Below are 22,774 nucleotides of genomic sequence, written 5' to 3'. Positions count from 1 at the left end.
TCTACCAGCATCTCCAAATAGGGGTTACCCCCAAATAGGGGCTAAAAGGGGGCTTAAACGGGGTCTTGGGGGGAATTCAGTCGAGTGGCGGGGAGGAACTTCCCCTCCCCGCTCTCACAGAACCGTGCGTGAACCTCTCAATTCACACGGCTCCTAGCGAACCGACTTTTGGTATTACCCCAAATGACCAGTGAGCCCAAAGATTGGGTTCACGTTCGGCTATTTGAGATAGGTATTTCCAAGCATTTGCTCGTATGCTAAGTCGCCTGTACTTTTTGCGTGCCCATCTAATCAAATAGATATTGATACGTCGGAGGAGTTGGCCTAATCTGGATTTGTAGAAGCGTCCATAGTAGTTGATCCAGCCTAAGATCACCGGGTTGTAAAGCCTGGCGAGTTCGGCTATGGTTTGGCCTGTTTGGAGGTGAATACGAAACCGCCTAAGTTCTCTGCCCATTTCTTCTACCGCTTTATCTGAAGCCGCTGGCAGGAAGTTGTTAAACTGCTGCTTGAACTTATTGCGGGCGTAGCGTGGTGCAAAGGTAAATCCTAGAAAGTCAAAGCGTATTTGTTCGAACTCTCCTTTACGGTTGGAGTCCTTACAATAGACGATTTTGGTCTTTTGTGGATGTAACTCCAACTTGACCTGCGTCATTCTCTGACCTATAGCCTCTAGGATCTCTTCGGCTCGTTTCTTTGTTTTCACATGTACCAAAAGGTCATCCGCGTATCGTTCAAACGGGGCATAGGGTAAGTTCTTTACCATCCATTTGTCAAAAGCGTAATGTAAGAACAGATTCGCCAAAATCGGAGAAATCACCCCGCCTTGGGGTAATCCTTGCTCTCGATCTATTAGTTGTCCATCTTTGTTTTGCATTGGAGCTTTCAACCAACGTTTGATGTAGAGAATTATCCATGGCTCTGATACGTGCATAGAGACAGCTTTTAGCAGCAGTTCATGATCTATTGTGTCGAAGAAGGCCTTGATATCTAGATCAATGACCCAATCGTACTTCCAACATCTCTTGCGTGCTTTTTCAATGGCATCATGGGCTGAGCGATTCGGCCTGTAACCATAGGAGTCTTCGTGGAAGACCTCTTCCAATCTTGGCTCTATGTAGGCTTTAGCTACCCCTTGGGCGATGCGATCTTTGACGGTTGGAATACCTAGGATTCTTTTACCGCCATCTGACTTGTCTATCTCGACATATCTAGTTGCCGCTGGAAAATAACTTCCAGAAGCCATTCGATTCCAGAGTTGGTAGAGATTGTTCTTTAGATCCATCTCAAAGACTGAGATGGACTGCTTATCAATCCCTGGTGCTCCTCGATTGGCTTTTGCCTCTTTGTATGCTTTAAGTACGACGTACTTGTCGATATCAAAAGCTTTTTCTTGTCGTGGTCTTGTCATTTGATCCCTCCCCCTCAACTTTTACCTTGAGAAGTTGTTCATTTGCATTTCCTGTTCACTCCATCCCCTTGGCTCCATCCTCATTACAAGGACTTCGTAGCTACTACGGGATGGTCCGCCCCCAATCCATAGGCATTTGGTACTTTCCCTCTTGTTGATCTGCAACTTGTAGGTTTTTCCTCATCTATGGGCTTAGCCCATGTGGGCTTAGCCAAGAACGTCTAGGACTGGGTTCTCATGTTCCACATAAACGCCTGATGTTAAGCTCACGCCACCTACACGCCGGATGCCCAAGGAGCACTAATTGGGTTAGTCTCCAAGTTGTCCCGAAAGTTCGACGTCCCTCGGTTTCGACATCATCCATACCAATTTCGAACGCTTCGTCAGTGGTTTGTTTTCACTCGTCTTCTTAACTCATACCTGAAAGAGTCATTGCTCTAACTTTTCCGTACCGCTTTGGACAACAGTCTTTAGCTAATGCCCCGTACGGTGGTTTGGAATCTCCTCCCAAAAGGCGATCCCGGAGGGCCTACCTCCATCATCTATGTAGCATTGCAGTGTGATTGTTATCAGCTTCTACATGATTTACAACCTCTTTCATTCATGACGCACGTCGAGTGGCGGGGAGGAACTTCCCCTCCCCGCTCTCACAGAACCGTGCGTGAACCTCTCAATTCACACGGCTCCTAGCGAACCGACTTTTGGTATTACCCCAAATGACCAGTGAGCCCAAAGATTGGGTTCACGTTCGGCTATTTGAGATAGGTATTTCCAAGCATTTGCTCGTATGCTAAGTCGCCTGTACTTTTTGCGTGCCCATCTAATCAAATAGATATTGATACGTCGGAGGAGTTGGCCTAATCTGGATTTGTAGAAGCGTCCATAGTAGTTGATCCAGCCTAAGATCACCGGGTTGTAAAGCCTGGCGAGTTCGGCTATGGTTTGGCCTGTTTGGAGGTGAATACGAAACCGCCTAAGTTCTCTGCCCATTTCTTCTACCGCTTTATCTGAAGCCGCTGGCAGGAAGTTGTTAAACTGCTGCTTGAACTTATTGCGGGCGTAGCGTGGTGCAAAGGTAAATCCTAGAAAGTCAAAGCGTATTTGTTCGAACTCTCCTTTACGGTTGGAGTCCTTACAATAGACGATTTTGGTCTTTTGTGGATGTAACTCCAACTTGACCTGCGTCATTCTCTGACCTATAGCCTCTAGGATCTCTTCGGCTCGTTTCTTTGTTTCCACATGTACCAAAAGGTCATCCGCGTATCGTTCAAACGGGGCATAGGGTAAGTTCTTTACCATCCATTTGTCAAAAGCGTAATGTAAGAACAGATTCGCCAAAATCGGAGAAATCACCCCGCCTTGGGGTAATCCTTGCTCTCGATCTATTAGTTGTCCATCTTTGTTTTGCATTGGAGCTTTCAACCAACGTTTGATGTAGAGAATTATCCATGGCTCTGATACGTGCATAGAGACAGCTTTTAGCAGCAGTTCATGATCTATTGTGTCGAAGAAGGCCTTGATATCTAGATCAATGACCCAATCGTACTTCCAACATCTCTTGCGTGCTTTTTCAATGGCATCATGGGCTGAGCGATTCGGCCTGTAACCATAGGAGTCTTCGTGGAAGACCTCTTCCAATCTTGGCTCTATGTAGGCTTTAGCTACCCCTTGGGCGATGCGATCTTTGACGGTTGGAATACCTAGGATTCTTTTACCGCCATCTGACTTGTCTATCTCGACATATCTAGTTGCCGCTGGAAAATAACTTCCAGAAGCCATTCGATTCCAGAGTTGGTAGAGATTGTTCTTTAGATCCATCTCAAAGACTGAGATGGACTGCTTATCAATCCCTGGTGCTCCTCGATTGGCTTTTGCCTCTTTGTATGCTTTAAGTACGACGTACTTGTCTTTTGTCAAAAGCTTTTTCTTGTCGTGGTCTTGTCATTTGATCCCTCCCCCTCAACTTTTACCTTGAGAAGTTGTTCATTTGCATTTCCTGTTCACTCCATCCCCTTGGCTCCATCCTCATTACAAGGACTTCGTAGCTACTACGGGATGGTCCGCCCCCAATCCATAGGCATTTGGTACTTTCCCTCTTGTTGATCTGCAACTTGTAGGTTTTTCCTCATCTTTGGGCTTAGCCCATGTGGGCTTAGCCAAGAACGTCTAGGACTGGGTTCTCATGTTCCACATAAACGCCTGATGTTAAGCTCACGCCACCTACACGCCGGATGCCCAAGGAGCACTAATTGGGTTAGTCTCCAAGTTGTCCCGAAAGTTCGACGTCCCTCGGTTTCGACATCATCCATACCAATTTCGAACGCTTCGTCAGTGGTTTGTTTTCACTCGTCTTCTTAACTCATACCTGAAAGAGTCATTGCTCTAACTTTTTTAGTACCGCTTTGGACAACAGTCTTTAGCTAATGCCCCGTGCCATTATCGATAAGGTGGTTTGGAATCTCCTCCCAAAAGGCGATCCCGGAGGGCCTACCTCCATCATCTATGTAGCATTGCAGTGTGATTGTTATCAGCTTCTACATGATTTACAACCTCTTTCATTCATGACGCACGTCGAGTGGCGGGGAGGAACTTCCCCTCCCCGCTCTCACAGAACCGTGCGTGAACCTCTCAATTCACACGGCTCCTAGCGAACCGACTTTTGGTATTACCCCAAATGACCAGTGAGCCCAAAGATTGGGTTCACGTTCGGCTATTTGAGATAGGTATTTCCAAGCATTTGCTCGTATGCTAAGTCGCCTGTACTTTTTGCGTGCCCATCTAATCAAATAGATATTGATACGACGGAGGAGTTGGCCTAATCTGGATTTGTAGAAGCGTCCATAGTAGTTGATCCAGCCTAAGATCACCGGGTTGTAAAGCCTGGCGAGTTCGGCTATGGTTTGGCCTGTTTGGAGGTGAATACGAAACCGCCTAAGTTCTCTGCCCATTTCTTCTACCGCTTTATCTGAAGCCGCTGGCAGGAAGTTGTTAAACTGCTGCTTGAACTTATTGCGGGCGTAGCGTGGTGCAAAGGTAAATCCTAGAAAGTCAAAGCGTATTTGTTCGAACTCTCCTTTACGGTTGGAGTCCTTACAATAGACGATTTTGGTCTTTTGTGGATGTAACTCCAACTTGACCTGCGTCATTCTCTGACCTATAGCCTCTAGGATCTCTTCGGCTCGTTTCTTTGTTTTCACATGTACCAAAAGGTCATCCGCGTATCGTTCAAACGGGGCATAGGGTAAGTTCTTTACCATCCATTTGTCAAAAGCGTAATGTAAGAACAGATTCGCCAAAATCGGAGAAATCACCCCGCCTTGGGGTAATCCTTGCTCTCGATCTATTAGTTGTCCATCTTTGTTTTGCATTGGAGCTTTCAACCAACGTTTGATGTAGAGAATTATCCATGGCTCTGATACGTGCATAGAGACAGCTTTTAGCAGCAGTTCATGATCTATTGTGTCGAAGAAGGCCTTGATATCTAGATCAATGACCCAATCGTACTTCCAACATCTCTTGCGTGCTTTTTCAATGGCATCATGGGCTGAGCGATTCGGCCTGTAACCATAGGAGTCTTCGTGGAAGACCTCTTCCAATCTTGGCTCTATGTAGGCTTTAGCTACCCCTTGGGCGATGCGATCTTTGACGGTTGGAATACCTAGGATTCTTTTACCGCCATCTGACTTGTCTATCTCGACATATCTAGTTGCCGCTGGAAAATAACTTCCAGAAGCCATTCGATTCCAGAGTTGGTAGAGATTGTTCTTTAGATCCATCTCAAAGACTGAGATGGACTGCTTATCAATCCCTGGTGCTCCTCGATTGGCTTTTGCCTCTTTGTATGCTTTAAGTACGACGTACTTGTCGATATCAAAAGCTTTTTCTTGTCGTGGTCTTGTCATTTGATCCCTCCCCCTCAACTTTTACCTTGAGAAGTTGTTCATTTGCATTTCCTGTTCACTCCATCCCCTTGGCTCCATCCTCATTACAAGGACTTCGTAGCTACTACGGGATGGTCCGCCCCCAATCCATAGGCATTTGGTACTTTCCCTCTTGTTGATCTGCAACTTGTAGGTTTTTCCTCATCTTTGGGCTTAGCCCATGTGGGCTTAGCCAAGAACGTCTAGGACTGGGTTCTCATGTTCCACATAAACGCCTGATGTTAAGCTCACGCCACCTACACGCCGGATGCCCAAGGAGCACTAATTGGGTTAGTCTCCAAGTTGTCCCGAAAGTTCGACGTCCCTCGGTTTCGACATCATCCATACCAATTTCGAACGCTTCGTCAGTGGTTTGTTTTCACTCGTCTTCTTAACTCATACCTGAAAGAGTCATTGCTCTAACTTTTCCGTACCGCTTTGGACAACAGTCTTTAGCTAATGCCCCGTACGGTGGTTTGGAATCTCCTCCCAAAAGGCGATCCCGGAGGGCCTACCTCCATCATCTATGTAGCATTGCAGTGTGATTGTTATCAGCTTCTACATGATTTACAACCTCTTTCATTCATGACGCACGCCGAAACTGGGGCTAAATAGTTCCATACGGTCTCATCCACAGCGCAACTATCGATACGTATCGGATAAAGAAGATCACTTAGGGCTAGATAAAGAGTCTTACCGCGTATGAAATCGAGTACCCCACCCCGGCAGAAACGCAAGAGCCGCTTTCATGGTCTGTCGCCCGGTCTAAATAACTGGGGTCACGAGCTTCTACACATTTCATTAAATGTTTTTAAAGACCCAAAGTTCTTATCGTGCAGGCGTCACTTATCAGTTGGGGGAGGTTGGAGAACCACATGATGGTTGGGAGAGCCAAATAACACATGGACCCCGCTAAAAGCTGAAGGGCCAATATATCTCATAGGGATACCTGGTGGAGATGAGGGGACTCGAACCCCTGACCCCCTGCGTGCAAAGCAGGTGCTCTTCCAGCTGAGCTACATCCCCAGATTTTCAACAAGAATAAATCTAATTAACCTATCCCTGTTGTTCTTGATTATCTCAAGAGTGACCATCTAGATATCAAAATATATCTAGTGGGGCTAGCTGGACTCGAACCAGCGACCTCAGCATTATCAGTGCTGCGCTCTAACCAACTGAGCTATAGCCCCAAAAAAGTCACATGAACAACTTAGCAGGTAAATGACTACTTGCTGTCGTCCATGATGCTAATACCTATACCGTTGCCTATTTCAGAGGACAGGTTATAGAGTACCCCGCCGACAAAAGTTACAACCGTAGAGATCAAAACCCATACCGCGCCAAAGCTTAGTTGGATAACCATAACCTGTGACAGTGAAACACTGTAATTAGTTGTGCCGAACAACTGATCAACCAGGTGATTCAATTTAATAATATATCCGCCTGATGCCATTACCGACCAGATAACGAGCGTTGCCAAACTTCCAACAATAACTAGACCCAGGTAAAAAAAGAAGGAGACCTTCAAAAGGGAGACTAATGATATGTGCTTAATTTTTATCCGCTGCGTCGGCTTGGGTTGCCGACGCTGCTTTTGCTCTCGCGCGATTATCTGGGGCCGCGCAGGCCGTTGACGTGTAGCTCTTTCAGTTACCATCTCTTTAGGATGTTACCTTTCATACTCTTGGCGCCTCGGTGTTATGTCGGCACTTATCCGCCGTCTTATTCGGACTCTATCGGTACCACAGGTGTAACCGAACTTACAAACTGAGTCGAATCTAGTTCGATTATCTTAACACCCGTCGCGTCTCTACCCTGATCAGCAATTGAAGATACCGTAGTTCGAATTGTCGTACCTCCAGATGCTACTACAATCACCTCATCGTTAGCAGATGTAGCAAAAGCTGCAACAAGCTCTCCTCGGGCATGTGTCAATCGAATTGCACGGACACCTTGACCACCTCTGGTCTGAACGCTAAATCTCGCCACCTTTGTCCTCTTGGCAAAACCGGCTCCTGTAACCATTAAAACTTCAGATCGAGTACCGGTTTCAATCGCTGCCACTACAGTATCATCAATTCGAAGACGAATGGCTCTCACCCCAGATGCACTTCTGCCCACTGGCCTCACATCCGATTCGGCAAACCTTATTCCCATGCCGTGTTTCGTCAAGACCAATATGTCACTATCGGGCGCTACCACCAAGACCTTTACCAATTCATCACCATCACGTAGTGCCAAAGCGATCAGACCTTCACGGCGTGACTTATCGTATTCAGCTAACCTAGTCTTTTTGACTAAGCCCATCCTGGTAAAGAAGACCAGGAATGAATCTGGATAATATGTTTGGGTATCCAAAACAGTTGCAACAGATTCATCAGCATCTAAAGCAAGCAAGTTGACAAGTGCCATCCCTCGAGCTGTTCTCTCCCGCACACCAAGTTCATGGGTCTTAATTCGATAGACCTTACCTTTGTTGGTAAAGAAGAGAAGATAGCTATGCGAATTGGTATGAAGAACCTCAGAGACAACATCTTCGTCTTTGACCTTGGCTCCTTGAACGCCCTTTCCGCCACGGGCCTGGGTTCTAAATGAGTCAGAACTCATGGCTTTGATATAGCCACTCTTGGTTAAGATTACAACCCGCGGTTCATCTTCGATAAGATCCTCGTCACTAAAGTCACCTGGATCTGTCACAATTTGGGTACGCCTTGGATTCTTAAATTCATCCCGAACAGAGATCAGTTCGGACTTTACAACCCCATTTACGGCTTCGTCATCGGCTAAAAGACTCTCTAAAAAGGCAATTGTTTCTCTAAGGGCCAAGATCTCATTTTCAAGTTCAGTGCGACCAAGTCTTGTTAGACGCCCAAGTGTCATATCTAGGATGTGGTTAGCTTGAATTTCACTAAAAAGAAAGGGCTCGCCCATAAGTCCGCTTCGAGCACTTTGTCGATCGTCTGAAGCCCGAATAAGTGTAATAACTGCATCTAGTTGATCGATACATCGAAGTAAACCTTCAACGATATGCGCCCTAGCCCTAGCTTTAGCGAGTCGAAACTCACTTCGTCGCCTAACTACCTCAATTTGATGATCTATGTAGGCTCGTAAAGCTTGAACAAGATTCAAGGTTCTTGGAACACCATCCACGATCGCTAGCAAGTTGACGCTAAATCGCGACTCCATTGGAGTCAACTTGAAGAGATTATTTAAGACGACATTGGGATTGGCATCTCTTTTTAGGTCGATAACCAGACGGTTGACTCTTCCCGCTGAGTCGTTTTGTACCTCTCGAATTCCTTCGAGTTCACGGTTGTTAGCGAGTTCCGCTACCTTGCGTTCGATCTGCTCTACCGATGTTTGGTATGGAATTTGAGTTACTACTATGCGATGGCCGCCGGTGCGAGTCTCCTCGATCTCTGCGAGTGCCCGCATCTTGATTGAACCCCTACCTGTTCGATAAGCATCAATTATTCCTGCGCGTCCCAGAATCTGAGCACCAGTTGGGAAATCTGGCCCTTTAACGAAGGTCATCAAATTGTCTGGCGTAGCCTCTGGATTATCAATCAGGTAGATCGTTGCGTCAACAACCTCCTCAAGGTTATGAGGAGGAATATTGGTGGCCATTCCAACCGCGATACCCTGAGAACCATTGACCAGTAAGTTAGGAAAACGAGCAGGCAAAACAGAGGGCTCTTGCTCGGAACCATCGTAGTTCGGAATGAAATCTACAGTATCTTCATCGATTCCAGACATCAGCTGAAGAGCTAGCGGAGTCAGTCGGCACTCGGTATATCGAGCTGCTGCTGCACCAGTATCTGGATCTGGCGATCCAAAGTTACCATGACCATCGATCAACGGATGGCGTAGCGAAAAATCCTGCGCCATTCGAACCAATGCTTCGTAGATAGCCGAGTCACCATGAGGGTGAAACTTACCCATCACGTCGCCAACTACCTTGGAGCACTTTACATGAGGTCTATCGGGACGTAGCCCCTCTGCAAACATCGAATAAAGAATACGACGATGGACGGGCTTTAAACCGTCTCTAGCATCTGGAAGGGCTCGCGATACAATTACCGACATCGAATATTCTAAGAAAGATCTTTCCATCTCTTCTTGAATCTCAATCGGCTCCACCGAGCCGATTATTCCGCCATCTGAATCTGACGTTGAAGGACTCAACTGATAGCTCCTAACTACAACGACTAAAAACCTAAGGGATCATTTACCAAAATTGAAAAAGTAATGATCAACCAATTACACCTTCACCAAGATAAGGAGAAGCTAAATGTCTAAGAACCTAACGTCCTTGGCATTTGTCTGGATGAACTTTCGTCTCACTTCAACGTCATCACCCATCAAAACAGAGCAAACCTCGTCAGCGAGCGCTGCTTGTTCAACCGAAATCTGCAATAGTGAGCGCTTTGATGCATCCATGGTGGTATCCCTCAGCTCATCAAAGTCCATCTCGCCAAGGCCCTTGAGGCGTTGAAACTCATCTTTATGATTCGGAGAATTACTCAGAAAACGAACTCTAGCTGCCTCATCTTTTAGATAGATCTTGGATTTACCTACTCGTGTAGAAAAAAGTGGAGGTTGTGCAACGTAGACGAAGCCGCCCTCAACTAGGGCCCGCATCTGTCTAAAGAAGAAGGTCAATAACAAAGTGCGGATATGGGAGCCATCGACGTCTGCATCGGCAAGAATGATCACCTTGTGATATCGAATCTTACTTACGTCAAAGTCATCGGCCATCCCACCACCGATCGCTGAAATTAATGCCTGGACCTCTTGATTTTTGAGCATCTTATCCAAACGAGCACGTTCAACATTTAATATCTTGCCTCTAATTGGCAAAATTGCCTGTGTCTTAGGATCTCTAGCGTCCTTAGCTGAGCCACCTGCGGAGTTTCCTTCAACGATAAAGAGCTCGGATTCCGCTGCATTCTTTGAAGAACAATCCACCAACTTACCTGGCAATCCAGCGCCTTCAAGAGCGCTCTTTCGCCTGGTTAGGTCACGAGCCTGCTTGGCAGCTAATCGAGAACGAGCGGCTGCTATCGCCTTTGAGGTAATCAGTTGAGCTTCTTTGGGATTCTCTTCGAACCATTCACTCAGTCGTTCGTTTGAAGCTCGCTCAACCATCGATCGAATCGATGCATTTCCAAGACGTCCTTTGGTTTGACCTTCAAACTGAGGGTCTGTAAGGCGAACCGATATAATCGCCGAGAGGCCCTCTCGAACGTCTTCACCCGCTAAGTTCTCGTCTTTTTCTTTCAATAAAGCTCGCGAACGAGCATATTTATTTAGCACTGTCGTCAGCGCTTTGCGAAACCCCTCTTCATGAGCGCCTCCATCGATAGTTGAAATTCCATTGGCAAACGAGTGAATGCTCTCGTAGTATGCAGTATTCCATTGGAAAGAGATCTCAACTTCGGAAGTGTCTTCAGATGCTGAAAAATAACCAACTTTTTTGAATAACGCCTCTTTTGACGAATTCAAATGAGCCACAAAGTCGACTATGCCACCAGCATAACAAAAGCTCTCGCTTTGACTTCGTCCACTTCGCTTGTCGTAAAAATCTATTCTTAGGCTCTTATTCAAAAAAGCCATAATCTGAAGTCGCTCAGTAATGGTTTGGGCACGAAATTCAATGTCGTCAAAGATCGTAGAATCCGGGTAAAAGGTTACAGTAGTTCCATGGTCTCTGCCTCTAGATCGACCAACATCATAGAGGGCTCTTTCCACAGTTCCCCCGTCAACAAAGGACATCATGTAGGAGCGCTTATCTCGGTCTATCTCAAGAACCAACCTCGATGAAAGTGCATTAACAACTGAAACACCTACACCGTGCAATCCTCCTGAGACTTTATATCCCCCACCGCCAAATTTTCCACCGGCGTGCAAGACTGTGAGAACAACTTCGGCTGCACTTTTGCCTGGATAGCTTGGGTGTGGATCGACTGGAATTCCACGTCCATTGTCACTAACGCGAACTCCGCCATCCTCTAAAAGAGTAACTACGATATGGTCACAATGACCAGCCATGGCTTCATCAACGGCGTTATCAACTACCTCCCAGACCAAATGGTGCAAACCAGAGGTGCTTGTCGATCCGATATACATACCAGGTCGCAAGCGAACGGGCTCAAGTCCCTCTAGAACTGTAATAGAGTCAGCATTGTAAGCGGCTGTGACGCTTGTAGTCCCTAGATCACTTTCCAACGTTGTCACCTTCCAGATTTAGAGTTTGGGCCTTTACTCGCGATCGCAATTGCGTCTCAATGCCGGTAAAGCCATAACCACGACTTGTCAATTCAGCGATAATTTTGCGTGACGCCAAGGTAAGAGAGGTCTTCGTTGGTGGCGAATCCACAGCTACTACCAAGATACTATCCTTAACCAAAGTAGGCCTGGAATGTGCACCTATGAGAACTCCCACCAACTCGTTCCATGATTGAATAATCTCATCCAATAAAAGCGAGTCATTTTTATCAATCATCTTTTTTACGATTGCAATTGAATTCGTAAAAGGATGCAGACTTGCATCATCCATACTTTCGATCGACCTACTCACAGAAGTGAACCGCTTTCAATTACTAATTTTTGATTAACTTTTTCATCGATTTGATGATCAATACTTGTAGTCACAATGGCCTGTGCGCTTTTCGTCCGTTTCAATACCTTTTCAATTCTTTCCTCGTCAAGCTCTGAAAAGACGTCGTCCAATAATATGATTGGATCTTCACCGATTCGCGATCGCAACAACTCATGGAGCGCCATCTTTAACGAAAAAGCTAACGTTCGCTGCTCACCTTGAGATGCTTCATATCTAGCATTTAGACCATTGATCCTAAAGATAATGTCGTCACGGTGTGGCCCGACGCTCGTTATTCCTCGCCTAATATCGTCTCTTCGAGAATCTAACAGATCCGACATTAAGTTCGTACGAACAGAAGGCACATAACTTGTTAGGACCTTCTCACCTTTTCCCGCTATATCAGCATACAACTCATTTAGGATGGGCTCGATCCTAGACAGTAGGGAAAGGCGCATTCGAATCAGCCTTTCACCTTCAATTGCTAATGATTCGTCGAATATCTCCAAAGAATCATAGCCCACACTACCATCGCCTCGTTGTAGTGATTTGAGGATATGGCTTCGATGCTGAAGTAATCTTTCGTAATTGTCTACGGTCTCGCTCGCTCGCGGACCCATCAAAATCAAGGAGTCATCGATGAATTCCCGTCGATGAGCAGGAGATCCTGAGACAATCTCAATATCTGAGAGCGTGAAGACTGTGAGCGGAATCGCTCTAACTACATCTCTTCGTGGTGTTACATTCCGATTTAACAGGAGCCGATCGGAGCCTCCCCTATTTAGCGAGAGTTCCAAGAGAAGTTCGCGCTGGTTAGAAAAGATATTTGCCCTTACGATGGAGGATTCACACTCTTTTGTAATCATGGAATCCTTTGGCGCGCCCCTGAATGATCGACCAGTGATCGCATAGGAAAGAGCCTCGATAATAGAGGACTTTCCCTGACCATTGCGACCAACGATTGCTGTAACGCCCACGGAAGAAGGGGTAATCGTTACCGATCGTACTTTCCTAAAATCAGTAATCTCTACAAAGCCGACAAACAGCGCAATTCCATTTCACTAAGGGCAAAAAGATCCCTTCAACAAACGTCGATCAACTCTCGGGCAAAATAATTCCACAAAGAGCTAAAGATCCACTTACGCTGAGAGATGCTGGCCTGCCTACTGACGAATTGGCATTAGCAGATAAGTCAAGTCGCTATTGTCTGCGTTAGCAATTCTAACCGCCTTGTTGGTTGCAACTATTTCTAGAGCGGCATACTCAGATCCAACGGCATCGATTCCTTCATTTAGCAGTTCAGGATCAAAGGCAAGTGAAATCTCCTCGTCGCCGATGTAAGTTGCCTCTAGCTCTTCAGTGGCAGTTCCAACTTGAGGAATATGAACACTCATAAAGAGGCGTGTCTCCGTTATGTCGAGTCTCAGGTTAGTCATATCTCGATTTTCGCGAGCCATTCTTCGCAGTCGGCGTAGAGCTTCAACGATCTCACGCTTGGATACGACGAGCCGTTTTGGATAGCTGGGCTGGATTACCTGTCGATAATCGCGATATCTTTCTTCGATCAATCGAGTTACCAACAAAAAGTCACCAATCTCGAAGGCGGCTTCTTTATCACCCACAGATACACGAAGCTCTTCTTTTTGAGATCTAAGAGCTAGTAGTTTCTCAAGTTCGGTCAGCGAGCGAGCTGGCACAATAACTTCCGAATCGCTCTCGAGCAGATTCACTCCTCGAAGGTCTCGTATCGCCATACGTACTCCGTCTGTGGCAACCAAACGAAGGCCGCCATCGATGGCTGCAAATAAAACTCCCGTGTAGACAAAATCTCGAGCATCACCTTTAGCTGAAGCTCTAATCACCTGGGCCAAAGCTTCCTTTAGTTCGCCCGCATCCACGGTCACTGGAGCGACAGTCTCGTCTCTTAGATACGGTGGATTGAAGTCGGCCACGAGATTTACAGACATCTTGGCTCGTTGTGAACGCATGGTCAGTGCCATATCGTCAACATCAATTTCCACTATGCCTTCCCCAAGAGATTTAATTAGGTCGCTGGTCAGTGGAGTCGGAATAACACAACTTCCATCTTCGTGACCCAATACTTCAATTCTTACCTCAATTAAAATATCGGTTTCATGGGCGTAAATTACCAGATTGTCACCTGTTAAGTCTAAATGAACGCCATTTCCAAAAGATCGGCTCTCAAGTGCTCTGGATGCTATGCCGATACTTTCTGATAAGAGGTCTCTCTCGCAACTAAAACGCAACTAATAACTCCTTGAATTAAATTTAAATGATAACTGTAGTAATAGGGGCTGTGGACTGTGGATATCTAGCCATTGTTCCAGCTTGTGGTATATAACTTATCGGACTTTTTTCCACAGGGTTAGTCGAGGCTGTGCATGGTGTTTTTGCAGTTTCAAAAGATTGCTTACTTTTCATCTTGTTTTCAACATTCGTTTACCAATTATTCACAACTTATCCACAGGGTTATTCACAGCTGTTGACTTCTTATCTTAGATAGCAGAGCTGTGACGCGGTTATAGGTCTCTCTATCTTCGCTCATCTTGGATTCCACCTTGTTGACTGCGTGCATGACTGTGGTGTGATCTCGGTTTCCAAACTCTTTTCCAATTGCAGGGAAGCTCAGTGTTGTGAGCTCTCTAAAGACATACATAGCGACTTGGCGCGCCTCGACAAGCGGTCTCTTTCTTGATGAACCTTGGATCTCTAGAGGTGAGAGGCCATAGTAGGACGATATCGTCTCAATTATCTCCTGTGGAGTGATTGTCTTTGGAGTTGAGCCGTCAACTAAGTCCACTAAAAGCTCTCTGGCCAATGGAACTGTAATTTCGAGGTTATTTAGCGATGCGAAGGCGGAGACTCGAATAAGTGCCCCCTCTAGCTCTCTAATATTGTCTGAGATAGCTTGTGCTATAAACTCCAGTACGTCAAAAGGTACAGGATTTGGCATTAGCTCGGACTTTTTCCGAAGAATTGCCAGACGTGTTTCAACCTCTGGTGGCTGCACATCTGTTATCAGTCCAGACATGAAGCGACTTCGAAGTCGTTCTTCTAGGGTTGCAATAGCCTTTGGTGGGCGATCCGAGGTGATGACCATCTGTTTTCCGGCTGAATGTAGATGGTTGAAGGTGTGGAAGAACTCCTCTTGGAGAGATTCTCGGCTCTCGAGAAACTGGATATCATCGATCAGCAGTACGTCACATTCGCGATAGCGACGTTTGAAGGCCGTAGTGGTGTTTTTTCTAATTGCATCTACAAATTCATTTAGGAATGTTTCAGTGGAAACGTACCTAACAGTAAGGGCGGGATAGTTCTCAAGGGAGTAATTTCCAATCGCATTGAGGAGGTGAGTCTTTCCAAGACCTGCTTTTCCATGGATGAATAGGGGGTTGTAGCTTCTCGATGGAGTTTCAGCTACCGATAATGCAGCTGCATGGGCAAAGCGGTTGGAGCTACCGATGACAAATGCTTCAAAGGTGTGGGAGGGGTTGATAAGGCCACGAGACGTTTCGTTGGCTTTAGCAATTTTGGAATCTTTAGCGGAAAAGCCCCCCGAAGTGTTAGTCGGCTCAAAGAGAGGTGAAAGGGTATTTGAGCGAGTTGATCCAGAGGATCGTGGCGCTTCCACCTCTTCGATGTGTTTTTCTGCGCGAATAGTTACGTTTGCATTTGAGATGCCTATCGCCTCGAGTGCTTGTGTAATCGTCGTGAGATGACGTTCTTCGATTCGAGATTTTGCTATCGTCGATTGAACTACAAGCGTAAGAGATTCGCTTTCATCGTCGATTGGGATAATTGTCTCAAAGAGGGCATACCACGAGGACTCACTAATACGTTCGAGAATGTGTGGGCGACATAGTCTCCATATTTCATCAGCGTCGCGCATCGTGTCTTCCTCGTATTCGGTTTTTTGTTTCGTTTGTCTTTAGGGTATAAAAGTTGAGTTACCAATGTGAGATGGTGACTATGATTCTAGATAATTCGAAGTATGTAATTCTCCATCGATTCGCTATGAATTTGCTCTTGTGACCATCTTGTATGAGATGGCGGTTCGACCATGGGCTAGATAAGGCTATTATGGAATTTTGTTCATAAAGCGCTAATGCGCGATTCAATTCGAATTTTATGAGATTTTGGAGTAGTAACGATGAAGAGAACTTTTCAGCCTAACAATAGGAAGCGCTCGAAAAAGCACGGATTTAGACACCGTATGTCTACAAGAGCAGGTAGAGCCGTTCTCAAAGCCCGTCGACTCAAGGGTAGAGTAAATATTAGCGCTTAGGGATTAATGGATCTTTTTGATCATAGTCACCGCCCATATAGATCTAAATTTCATAGATAGCTCGATTTAATCTCTAAGTTTGCTCGATTTTTTTTACGAAATTGCCAGTTATTTAGGTAGCAAAATTAGTATCGACCGCAAAATTGAGTGTTGTTGTGGCAGTTTTGTAATATTTTTGCTATTTAATTTCAGTCTTGGCATTGCAAATCGTTGCAATAGATGATTTTGAGTTTATGTTCACAAGGTGACGTCCCTAGGTTTGTTGGGCGGAGTTGTTATTTCAGCGAGAGTTAATTGTGGACTCGATTAGAGAATCAAAGGACTTTCAAGAGGTTAGAAACCTTGGCAAACGCAGCCGAAAGCAGTGTTTGGCCCTTAGTTATCTCAATAAGGGCTCAGAGCTGTCGATCGGAATGGCAGTTCCAAGGAAGGTCGGCAAGGCTCACGTTCGAAATAAGATTCGGCGGCGAGTAAGGGAGATATTTCGTAGTCGCGAAGATGCTATAGGCTCTGGTATGTACGTTATATCTGTCTATCCTGGCGCCCATCTTCTGAGCTATGACGATCTCAAAGAGATGCTAGAAGATTTGATCGAGATTGTCAAGAAGAAAGCCATGGCCTAGTTGAGTTCCATGGTCGTAGTCCTAAGGTGAAGGTTTTTTGAGATGAAGAAGTTAGTGCTTGGTGCCATAGCAGGCTACCAAAAGGTTAGATTTGGCAGAGTGTCGCCTTGTCGCTACTTTCCTTCGTGCTCAGACTATAGCATTGAGGCAATTGAGACACATGGTTTAGCCAAAGGCGTTGGTCTTTCGCTCAAGCGTATAGCAAGATGTAATCCATTTGGTGGATCTGGGTTTGACCCAGTACCCGAAGCGAACGGTAAAAAGGTAGTTCGATGACTTATTTGGGTGATTTATTCAAGCCCCTATTCGACTTAATTGCAGGGCTAATCGCCTTCTATTATGGGTTTTTGCATAGTTACTCCCTATCAATTGGCCTGTTAACTGTAACGGTTATGGCTTTTTTGTGGCCCCTTACCGCCATGAGTACCAGATCGATGATCTCCATGCAAAAGTTGCAGCCTGAACTTAAGGCTCTTCAAGCTAAGCATAAGGGCGATAAGGTACGGCAAAATGAAGAGATGCAAAGGCTCTTTAAGGAAAATAAGGTCTCGCCAGCCGGTGGATGTCTGCCAATGCTATTGCAGTTTCCTGTTCTCTTTGTCATGTACGACGTTATTCGTGGACTTACCAACAAGTTGCCCAACGGTACCGCGGCACCTAAGTACGTGGGTCAGTCGACTTTGATCTATAAGAACCTAAAGGCCTCCAATGGCAATATGCACTCCATCGGACTGAATTTAGGTACTGCTGCTACGCACGTTCACACTGGTTTTATCAATGCTCTTCCTTATTACGGACTAGTCGCATTGGCGATTGGTCTGGTATTTCTATCAACCTGGCAGATTTACTCCAAAAATCCAGCTGCTGCAAATGCAAACCCGCAGCAGGCTGCGATTATGAAGTATTCGCCCCTAATTTATGGTGTAATTTACATAGGCATTCCAGCCGGTGTAAACCTTTACTTTGTAGTTTCGTCACTATTTAGAATTGTCCAGCAAGAGTTTATGTGGAGGAGAGATCCGGTTCTAAGGAGCCATTCAATCGATGCACGTAAGCAGGCCGATGAGATTAAAGCTCAGAAGGCTGCTGGGACATATGTGGCGCCTCCAAAGGTAGGTTTCATGGATCGAATGAAAGAGGCTCAGGGCCAGACCCAACCGAAGAATTCGGGAAATGGCGGAACTCCTCGTTCGGGAGGTGGAACTACTCCACCAAGACCGCGTCCAGCGACAAGTCGCAATGGTAACTCGCAAGCCAAGAAAAAGAAACGCTAGTTTGTTGCGGCTTTTATAGAATTCAAAGAGGATTAAATCAAGATATGGAATGGGTAGAGACTACAGGTCGATCTGTCGAGGAGGCAATGACAGCCGCTCTTGACCTTTTAGGGGTTGACGAGAGTGAGATTGATTTCGAAGTATTAGAGGAGCCAAAGACTGGCATGTTTGGTCGGACAAAGCGTGAAGCTAGAATTCGCGTTAGAGTTAAACCAAATATTCCTCGTTCCAAGGATGCTGCTCGCAGGACTAGGCGTCGGCGTGAGCGACCTGGTGGCTCCAGTGAACGAACATCGACCTCTAATGAGCGACCAACTGCTTCAAATTCAAGTACTCACACTAGCTCCAATGGCAGAGGGCGTTCAGAGGCTGCTTCAATCAACAATGAGAAAAACAACTATGAAAAGAGCGATGTTGTTGAAGAACGAGAAACTCCTGCTAGAGAAGTTTCAAATGAACGTAACGGAAGAAGGGTTCCAACAAAGATGACTGAAGAGGACTATCAAGATGAAGTCGAGGAGGCCATTCCGTTGGTCGATCAGGCGGGAGCTGCTCAAGAGTTTCTGGCTGGTTTGATGAGGGAGTTTCACATCCCAGGGCAGATCTCTGTTTCATCAATGGAAGACGACCAAATATCGATCGATATAACTGGAGATGCGAATTTTGGCCTTTTAATTGGACCTAAGGGGCTTGTAATGGCCTCAGTTCAAGAGTTGGCTAGAGCTTCTGTTCAAAATCGATTTCGTCGTGCCAATGCTCGCATCAATGTGGACATAGCGGGTTTTAGAGAGCGACGTCGAACTTCCTTGGAAGCCTTTGCTATCTCTGTAGCGAACCAAGTTAAGGTTTCTGATCGTCAAAAGGCTCTTGAAGCGATGAATTCATCGGATCGAAAGATTGTCCATGACGTTTTGAATGATATGGAAGGTATCTTTACCCGTTCAGAGGGGCGTGAACCACGTCGCTATGTTGTGGTGTCGCCTAGGCCATGGGAGTCAAATGGCGACTCTGAAGATTTTGACCGTGACCGTGACCGATAGGTTACGGTAGTCAAACTATGACAGATGCCTCAATTTCTGATTCCTTGGAGCCTTGGTATCAAGAGAGTCGGTTGATTGGCGGGATCGGTTCCGATAGCTTAGAAAAATTGCTAGAGATGGCCTCGAACTACATCGATGTAGTTCGAGGCCATCTTGGTTCGGGTAACCTTTCGATTTTAGATCTCGGCTCTGGAGTTGGTATTCCGGGATTATTGATGGCCCTTTTAGACGACGCTTTATTTGTTACTTTGGTCGATGGAATGGCGAAACGCTCTGCATTGGCAAGTCGATACTCGATAGAGTTCGCTTTAGCGGATCGATTGATCGCTCGAAACGGACGGGCTGAAGAGCTAGGAGATGTTCTTGGACGCTTCGACTGTGTGGTTGCTAGGTGCTTTGGAGCACCTCCGATATTGGCAGAGATAGCATCGGGTTTTATTAGACCCGGTGGGATCTTGCTAGCTAGCGAACCGCCGACGCCCACCGACGCCCAAGGCTTCGACAATACACGTTGGTCTGTGGCGGGACTTTCTAAACTTGGTTTTGGAGTTCCTACATTTGTTCATTTAGATTTTCACTTTGTAGTTATCCCCAAGCTTCAGGATCGTGTTAGAGGCCGTGCTTTTCGAAATATAGTGAAGAATCCACTCTGGTGACCTAAGGCCGCTAAAGGGCTATCAGAGGCCCTTAGGTTGGTAGACGTCTTCTGTAGGGTTCCACCTATCCGTTTTCGAGGTTTCAGGGTCTTTTTGGTGAGTTTGGATCCGCTTTGGCTGGTTGCCTAGCCGCCGTTATCTTTGTAGCGATCTTGCTATACGGCGCCCAAAGAGTAATCTTCCGGACGCAATATTTTTTGGATATGTCTATTCCTTTTCATCTTCGATGAGTTGTTCGGTGATTCGTTTGAGGTCTTCGAGGTTATCGAATTCGATGACTACCCTTCCTTTTGACTTTGGTGAGTTCGATTTGGGCATTTGCACTTCGACCTTGGTATCTAGTAGGTCGACCAAGATTTTCTCGAGTTCCATAATGCCAGCGGGTTTAAATTGCTTCGTGTCTTTTTTTGGTTTGCCGACCTTAGGCACATTGTTTTCTCCAAGAAGTGCCTCAAGTGCCCTTACTGAGAGGTCTTCCTCGACGATTCTCTTTGCGTATTGTTCTTGCTGCGTGCGATCGCTTATGGAAAGTAGCAGACGAGCGTGGCCAGGTGAGATGCGTCGTTCTACTAAGAGTCGCTGGGCATTTGCCGGTAGTTGCAGTAGCCTCATTGAGTTTGTTATTACCGCACGCGACTTTCCAATTCGGGTTGCAAGAGTTTCATGGGTGAATGCGAACTCTTCAATCAGGCTCTGGTAGGCCATCGCCTCTTCGATTGGATTTAGATCCTCTCGATGCAGGTTTTCTACCAGAGCTTGCTCTAGCGACATCTTGGAGTCGGCCTGTTGTACTATTGCAGGTACCGTATCTAATCCAACCCGTCGGGCGGCTCTCCAGCGGCGCTCCCCCGCAATGATTTGGTATTGACCTTCTTCGATCTCGTGTACCAAGATTGGTTGAATGATTCCCATTGCGCCAATCGATGCGGCAAGGCTTGAGAGGGCTTCTTCATCGAAGGATTTGCGCGGTTGATCGGGGTTGGGTCGAATGTGCGATGTGGGAATCTCTTTGTAAGTTGCTTGGCGATCTTGTGACTCACCTTGGGGTATCAGGGAACCAAGTCCCCTACCGAGTCCAGCCTTTCGTACCATCAGTTTATTTCCTTGGCTAGTTCGCGATAGGCCACTGCCCCACGGGATATGGGGTCAAATACTGTAATTGGTTGTCCGTAGGAGGGTGCTTCAGAGAGTCTCACGGAACGAGGAATCACTGTTTTGCAGACGATCTGTGGATAGTGCGATTGTACGTCTGCGGCTACCTGTTCGGCTAGTTTGGTTCGAGAGTCGTACATAGTGAGCACTATATGGGTAACCTCGAGGGTTGGATTGAGGTTAGATTTTACAAGCTTTACGTTTCGGAAGAGTTGGGTGAGTCCTTCTAATGCATAATATTCGCACTGAATGGGAACAAGGACCTCGGCAGCAGCAACAAGTGCATTGATGGTCAGAAGGCCGAGAGACGGTGGACAGTCGATAATGATGAGGTCAAATTCGTCCGAGACTTCATCGAGCGTCCTCTTGAGGCGATTCTCGCGACTGAGTTGGCTTACCAATTCGATCTCTGCACCGGCCAAATCTATGTTAGCTGGTAGAACGAAGAGGTTTTTGACAGCGGTTGGTTCGATTGCATCCTCAATGGGTACATCATGAAGAAGGACGTCGTAGACAGTAGTGGCTAGAGCTCTAATGTCGATTCCCATACCGGTACTCGCGTTACCTTGGGGATCTAGGTCTATCACCAGGACGCGTTTTCCCGATTCGGCGATTGCGGCTGCTAGATTTACCGAAGTGGTAGTTTTCCCTACCCCACCCTTTTGGTTAGCGATGGCGATGATTCTAGTTTGATTATCAGTCACGGTCTCCCCGTCCATACATTTACGGCATTTGTTTCACGTGAAACACACATTTGATCGATGCCTGCAGCGTTAGTCTTTCAAGAAGGATCTTCAAGAAGGATCTTCTAGAAGGTGACGTGAGATTTAGGCGTTTGCTTTGGGCTGCTGGGGCGATATCTAGTGGTTTCACTTATGTTAGTTAGGCTACACCATTAAGGGTGGCATTGCTACTCGTTTTCGGTGTCGGTTTGCTCTTTTGTCTATTCGGATCTACCTAATGGATCGCAACGTTGAGGTAATTTCGATTCGAGATCGCGTAGTGACAGGTACGGCAGTTATTGATCTCATCAATCGATGGTATTTCCGGAAGGATTGAGATCTCGTTGGGGTATCTCCGATTCGGGTGGATTTGTAAGGTTTTGGCGGCGATCTGAGACTATCTTGATTTCTCGTGAGCTTTTTGCTTTTGCTATGACAGTAGTTCGGATTGTCAAGGGGGTAGTGATTGGTTGAACCAGTGGCACCGTTGAACCAGGGGCACCGTTGTACTAGGCCGAGAAGGATCTGTTCAAGACGATCTAGTTCGCATTGAATTGCTGGGGGCCATCCTTAGTTTTTGGCTTAGAGTTGGCTACACCGTGACTGTTCTGTTTTGCTCTGTTGAATCGTGTACTCTATCCAGGTGGCGCGTTTAAAGAAGCGTTTTAATTTTTGTCGAAAGGTATAGGAGTTGCATTTGAGTGGTTATCTCTATTGATAGATCTCTTTGGTTGCTAATCTCGCCGGAGTGGAAGCAAGACCTTAATTGCCCGGGTCTATGGTGATGGGGAGTTCGGGACTTAGAGCGATCCTGTCTTGTTAGTTATTCCTTTATCTTTTTGGCTAGCTTCTACCTTGTTTCCTGTCTTTAAAATTTTGCCTTCTTTAATGCGTTACCTTCGCCTAGTCAAGTGCTATAAAGAGTCTTTTTGTTTTTGAATTGGCTGTTGGGTGAGGTGATTAGTGGCTTTCTTTTCCAGGGTTTTTCTTAGATATGCCCTGTCAAAGCCATGTTTGGCATGTTACCTAACCTATAGTTCGGTGATCATTCGTCAGTGCGATTGTGTTT

The 22,774-nt window shown here is 46.2% G+C and carries 18 protein-coding genes and 2 tRNA genes; 6 read left to right on the top strand and 14 right to left on the bottom strand.

The window, feature by feature from the left end; all coding sequences use genetic code 11:
• Positions 1–142 precede the first annotated feature (142 nt).
• The 12 genes from ltrA (ACIDITHRIX25_RS81080) to dnaA all read right to left on the bottom strand — a co-directional run bounded on the left by ltrA (ACIDITHRIX25_RS81080) (position 143) and on the right by dnaA (position 15,842).
• Positions 143–1,411 carry a group II intron reverse transcriptase/maturase gene (gene ltrA, locus ACIDITHRIX25_RS81080; RefSeq protein WP_201733475.1) on the bottom strand — a complete coding sequence of 423 codons (1,269 nt, stop codon included), beginning with the start codon at positions 1,409–1,411 and terminating at the stop codon, positions 143–145.
• A 675-nt stretch (positions 1,412–2,086) separates the two neighbouring features.
• Complete coding sequence (gene ltrA / locus ACIDITHRIX25_RS81075; RefSeq protein WP_201732520.1) at positions 2,087–3,328, bottom strand: group II intron reverse transcriptase/maturase; 1,242 nt, start codon at positions 3,326–3,328, stop codon at positions 2,087–2,089.
• A 716-nt stretch (positions 3,329–4,044) separates the two neighbouring features.
• Positions 4,045–5,313, bottom strand: coding sequence for a group II intron reverse transcriptase/maturase (gene ltrA / locus ACIDITHRIX25_RS81070; RefSeq protein ID WP_201733475.1), 1,269 nt, complete (start codon positions 5,311–5,313; stop codon positions 4,045–4,047).
• 968 nt (positions 5,314–6,281) lie between these two features.
• Positions 6,282–6,357, bottom strand: a tRNA-Ala gene (locus ACIDITHRIX25_RS81065).
• Between the two features lie 90 nt (positions 6,358–6,447).
• Positions 6,448–6,521: transfer RNA gene (locus ACIDITHRIX25_RS81060), tRNA-Ile, on the bottom strand.
• Positions 6,522–6,556: 35 nt separating this feature from the next.
• Positions 6,557–6,988: a DUF3566 domain-containing protein gene (locus tag ACIDITHRIX25_RS81055; protein ID WP_201733512.1), complete on the bottom strand. Its 432-nt coding sequence runs from the start codon at positions 6,986–6,988 to the stop codon at positions 6,557–6,559.
• Between the two features lie 65 nt (positions 6,989–7,053).
• Entirely contained in the window at positions 7,054–9,516 is a 2,463-nt protein-coding gene (gyrA, locus tag ACIDITHRIX25_RS81050; RefSeq protein ID WP_235347729.1) for a DNA gyrase subunit A, read from the bottom strand.
• Positions 9,517–9,618: 102 nt separating this feature from the next.
• A complete protein-coding gene (gene gyrB, locus ACIDITHRIX25_RS81045) occupies positions 9,619–11,559 on the bottom strand; it encodes a DNA topoisomerase (ATP-hydrolyzing) subunit B (protein WP_052605627.1) in 1,941 nt (646 codons plus the stop codon).
• The gene (locus ACIDITHRIX25_RS81040; protein WP_152625999.1) at positions 11,549–11,890 is read right to left on the bottom strand and encodes a DciA family protein; all 342 of its coding nucleotides are present in this window, start codon (positions 11,888–11,890) and stop codon (positions 11,549–11,551) included. The genes gyrB and ACIDITHRIX25_RS81040 overlap by 11 nt, the downstream gene beginning before the upstream one ends.
• Before the next feature lie 17 nt (positions 11,891–11,907).
• Positions 11,908–12,957: a DNA replication/repair protein RecF gene (recF, locus tag ACIDITHRIX25_RS81035; protein ID WP_268749153.1), complete on the bottom strand. Its 1,050-nt coding sequence runs from the start codon at positions 12,955–12,957 to the stop codon at positions 11,908–11,910.
• Between the two features lie 138 nt (positions 12,958–13,095).
• Positions 13,096–14,199 carry a DNA polymerase III subunit beta gene (gene dnaN, locus ACIDITHRIX25_RS81030; protein WP_052605630.1) on the bottom strand — a complete coding sequence of 368 codons (1,104 nt, stop codon included), beginning with the start codon at positions 14,197–14,199 and terminating at the stop codon, positions 13,096–13,098.
• 227 nt (positions 14,200–14,426) lie between these two features.
• Positions 14,427–15,842 carry a chromosomal replication initiator protein DnaA gene (dnaA, locus tag ACIDITHRIX25_RS81025; RefSeq protein WP_052605631.1) on the bottom strand — a complete coding sequence of 472 codons (1,416 nt, stop codon included), beginning with the start codon at positions 15,840–15,842 and terminating at the stop codon, positions 14,427–14,429.
• Positions 15,843–16,103: 261 nt separating this feature from the next.
• Between dnaA and rpmH the strand changes: the two genes are divergently transcribed.
• From rpmH to ACIDITHRIX25_RS80995, 6 genes are all read left to right on the top strand, one after another.
• Positions 16,104–16,238 (top strand): 50S ribosomal protein L34, encoded by a 135-nt coding sequence (gene rpmH / locus ACIDITHRIX25_RS81020; protein ID WP_082058636.1) that lies wholly within the window; start codon positions 16,104–16,106, stop codon positions 16,236–16,238.
• 296 nt (positions 16,239–16,534) lie between these two features.
• The gene (gene rnpA, locus ACIDITHRIX25_RS81015; RefSeq protein WP_160291806.1) at positions 16,535–16,861 is read left to right on the top strand and encodes a ribonuclease P protein component; all 327 of its coding nucleotides are present in this window, start codon (positions 16,535–16,537) and stop codon (positions 16,859–16,861) included.
• Positions 16,862–16,903: 42 nt separating this feature from the next.
• A complete protein-coding gene (gene yidD, locus ACIDITHRIX25_RS81010; RefSeq protein ID WP_052605633.1) occupies positions 16,904–17,137 on the top strand; it encodes a membrane protein insertion efficiency factor YidD in 234 nt (77 codons plus the stop codon).
• Positions 17,134–18,135: a YidC/Oxa1 family membrane protein insertase gene (locus tag ACIDITHRIX25_RS81005; protein ID WP_052605634.1), complete on the top strand. Its 1,002-nt coding sequence runs from the start codon at positions 17,134–17,136 to the stop codon at positions 18,133–18,135. The genes yidD and ACIDITHRIX25_RS81005 overlap by 4 nt, the downstream gene beginning before the upstream one ends.
• 44 nt (positions 18,136–18,179) lie before the next feature.
• Complete coding sequence (gene jag / locus ACIDITHRIX25_RS81000) at positions 18,180–19,175, top strand: RNA-binding cell elongation regulator Jag/EloR (RefSeq protein WP_052605635.1); 996 nt, start codon at positions 18,180–18,182, stop codon at positions 19,173–19,175.
• Positions 19,176–19,192: 17 nt separating this feature from the next.
• Entirely contained in the window at positions 19,193–19,831 is a 639-nt protein-coding gene (locus tag ACIDITHRIX25_RS80995; RefSeq protein ID WP_201733511.1) for an RsmG family class I SAM-dependent methyltransferase, read from the top strand.
• Between the two features lie 207 nt (positions 19,832–20,038).
• On the opposite strand, the gene ACIDITHRIX25_RS80990 is transcribed toward ACIDITHRIX25_RS80995, so the two are convergent.
• Positions 20,039–20,923: a ParB/RepB/Spo0J family partition protein gene (locus ACIDITHRIX25_RS80990; protein ID WP_052605637.1), complete on the bottom strand. Its 885-nt coding sequence runs from the start codon at positions 20,921–20,923 to the stop codon at positions 20,039–20,041.
• On the bottom strand, positions 20,923–21,687 hold the full coding sequence (locus ACIDITHRIX25_RS80985; protein WP_249685755.1) for a ParA family protein: 765 nt from the start codon (positions 21,685–21,687) through the stop codon (positions 20,923–20,925). Before ACIDITHRIX25_RS80985 ends, ACIDITHRIX25_RS80990 begins: the two co-directional genes overlap by 1 nt.
• Positions 21,688–22,774: the final 1,087 nt, after the last annotated feature.

Source organism: Acidithrix sp. C25 (assembly GCF_904848545.2).
This window is presented reverse-complemented; position numbering and strand designations above follow the sequence as displayed.

Coding starts and splice junctions, on each gene's coding strand:
- jag (WP_052605635.1), top strand. CDS start 18,180: ATGGAATGGGTAGAGACTACAGGTCGATCTGTCGAGGAGGCAATGACA.
- ACIDITHRIX25_RS80990 (WP_052605637.1), bottom strand. CDS start 20,923: ATGGTACGAAAGGCTGGACTCGGTAGGGGACTTGGTTCCCTGATACCC.
- ACIDITHRIX25_RS81040 (WP_152625999.1), bottom strand. CDS start 11,890: ATGGATGATGCAAGTCTGCATCCTTTTACGAATTCAATTGCAATCGTA.
- ACIDITHRIX25_RS81005 (WP_052605634.1), top strand. CDS start 17,134: ATGACTTATTTGGGTGATTTATTCAAGCCCCTATTCGACTTAATTGCA.
- dnaA (WP_052605631.1), bottom strand. CDS start 15,842: ATGCGCGACGCTGATGAAATATGGAGACTATGTCGCCCACACATTCTC.
- ltrA (WP_201733475.1), bottom strand. CDS start 5,313: ATGACAAGACCACGACAAGAAAAAGCTTTTGATATCGACAAGTACGTC.
- rpmH (WP_082058636.1), top strand. CDS start 16,104: ATGAAGAGAACTTTTCAGCCTAACAATAGGAAGCGCTCGAAAAAGCAC.
- yidD (WP_052605633.1), top strand. CDS start 16,904: ATGAAGAAGTTAGTGCTTGGTGCCATAGCAGGCTACCAAAAGGTTAGA.
- ACIDITHRIX25_RS81055 (WP_201733512.1), bottom strand. CDS start 6,988: ATGGTAACTGAAAGAGCTACACGTCAACGGCCTGCGCGGCCCCAGATA.
- ltrA (WP_201733475.1), bottom strand. CDS start 1,411: ATGACAAGACCACGACAAGAAAAAGCTTTTGATATCGACAAGTACGTC.
- ACIDITHRIX25_RS80995 (WP_201733511.1), top strand. CDS start 19,193: ATGACAGATGCCTCAATTTCTGATTCCTTGGAGCCTTGGTATCAAGAG.